Raw genomic sequence first — 1,660 nt, 5'->3', positions numbered from 1 at the left:
GTAGCCCAGGGTGCCGGGGGTGGCGGCGGTGGGGGAGAATTCGTCGTCGAAGAGCGCGCCCTTGCTGTTCAGGGGGCGGTCGTCGTCTTCCCAGAGGTGTTTGCGGACGAACGTCTTCGGGTTGAGGTCGTTGATGTCGAAGTCTTTGAACTCGGGCCCGAGGTTCTCCTGGAGGTCCGCCTTGGCGTTGTTGGCCATGTCGCGGAACTGGCGCAGCATGCGGCCGGCCTGGCCGGCGACCTGAGGCAGTTTGTCCCCGAAGATGACCAGGGCGAGCACGGCGAGCACCGCCATCTCAGCCACTCCGACGTCGAACAAGCCGTCCTCCATGCAGCGAAGGGGACCGGCCCTGCGGCGGACCGGCCCCCCAAGCGTATCCCGAGCCCGGACGAAGCGGACCCCCGGTGGCTCCCCTAATCGGACCCGAGGGTCACTTCGACGGTGCTTTCGCGGCCGTCGCGCTGGAAGGTGACCGTGATGCGGTCGCCGGGGGCGCGGCTGCGGATCTGCGCGATGAGGTCGGTGGCGTCCTCGATGGGCTTGTCGTCGATGCGGGTGATGACGTCGCCGGGCTTGAGGCCGGCCTTGTCGGCGGGGCCGTTGCGGGTCACGGGCTCCTGCCCGTTGACGGCCTCCGGCATGATCCGCGCGCCGCCCTCCTGGTAGCGGGGGTCGGGCAGGACGCCGAGTTTGGCCTGCCGGACGCTGCCGTTGCGGATGATCTCCTCGGCGACCCGCTTGCCCTGGTTGATGGGGATCGCGAAGCCGAGGCCGATGCTGCCGCTGGGCTGCTCGCCGAGGCCCTGACCGCCGCCGAGGGTGGCGATGGCGGTGTTGATGCCGATCACGCGGCCCTTGGCGTCGACGAGCGGGCCGCCGGAGTTGCCGGGGTTGATCGCCGCGTCGGTCTGGATGGCGTTGAGGTAGGACGCGTCGCCGCCCTCGCCGCGGGTGGGGACGGCGCGGTTCAGCGAGCTGACGATGCCGGTGGTGACCGAGCCCTGCAGGCCGAGCGGCGAGCCGATCGCGATCACCGGGTCGCCGACGGCGATCTTGCTGGAGTCGCCGACGGCGAGCGCGGGCAGCGAGTGCCGGCCCTCGGGCTGCAGGACGGCGACGTCCGAGGTGGGGTCGGCGCCCTTGACGGTGGCGGGGAGCGTCTTCTTGTCGTTGAAGACGATCTCGATGGCGCTGCCGCCGGCGCCGGACACGACGTGGTTGTTGGTGATGATGTAGCCGCCGTTGACGATGAAGCCGGTGCCGCCGACCTCGCCCTGCGAGGACTCGACCCGGATCATCACGACGCTCGGCAGGACGCGCTGCGCCACGCCGGCGACGGAGTCCGGCGGGCGGGCCTGCACTTCGCCGCCGCCGCTGCCGTCGCCGCCGCCGAGGCTGATCGAGCCGCCGTCGTCGCCGCCGGTGGCGACGACGCCGATGCCGGCGCCGAGCGCGCCGGCCACCAGCGCGACGATCGCGGCGATGAGGGCGAGGAGCCCGAGGCCCGGGCCGCCGCGCGAGGACGACGGCGGGGCGGGGACCGGTGCCCAGTTCGGGCCGCCGCCGGGCGGCGTCCCGTAACCGGCCATGGGGCGGGGGCCGCCGCCGGGCGGCGGGCCCATCGGTGCGGGCGGCGGGCCCATGGGCGCGGGCGGCGGGC

The 1,660-nt window shown here is 73.3% G+C and carries 2 protein-coding genes; both read right to left on the bottom strand.

The features are described from left to right. The coding region (locus tag E1200_RS33195) for a sec-independent translocase (protein WP_131956617.1) at positions 1–330 on the bottom strand (330 nt) is incomplete at its 3' end. 83 nt (positions 331–413) lie between these two features. Beyond that, the coding region (locus tag E1200_RS33190) for a trypsin-like peptidase domain-containing protein (protein WP_131956615.1) at positions 414–1,660 on the bottom strand (1,247 nt) is incomplete at its 5' end.

The organism is Actinomadura sp. GC306 (genome assembly GCF_004348665.1).
Lineage (GTDB): Bacteria > Actinomycetota > Actinomycetes > Streptosporangiales > Streptosporangiaceae > Spirillospora.
The sequence above is the reverse complement of the archived record's forward strand: the minus strand, read 5'-3'. Positions and strand labels throughout refer to the sequence as shown.